We start from the raw sequence: 307 nt of genomic DNA, 5'->3' as shown, positions 1-307 counted from the left end.
GTGCATCGACATCAATGTCCGATTCAAAATCAGAATCAATGAGCACATCAGACAGTGCATCAAGTTCAGCTTCAGATTCTAAGTCAGAATCAATGAGTGATTCTACAAGTACATCAGACAGTGCATCTAGTGAATCCACAAGTACCTCGGATAGCGCATCAAACTCAGCGTCTGATTCAAAATCAGAATCAATGAGTGATTCTACAAGTACATCAGACAGTGCATCCAGTGAATCCACAAGTACCTCGGATAGCGCATCAAACTCAGCATCTGATTCAAAATCAGAATCAATGAGTGATTCTACAAG

Annotated in this window: 1 protein-coding gene; it reads right to left on the bottom strand. The window is 40.7% G+C overall.

All coding sequences use genetic code 11. From position 1 onward, the window contains the following. Positions 1-307: MSCRAMM family adhesin SdrC (locus tag BZZ03_RS12090; RefSeq protein ID WP_233129002.1), on the bottom strand; the 307-nt coding region annotated here is incomplete at both ends.

This window comes from Lactococcus petauri, from assembly GCF_002154895.1.
GTDB classification, from domain to species: Bacteria; Bacillota; Bacilli; order Lactobacillales; family Streptococcaceae; genus Lactococcus; species Lactococcus petauri.
The sequence above is the reverse complement of the archived record's forward strand: the minus strand, read 5'-3'. Positions and strand labels throughout refer to the sequence as shown.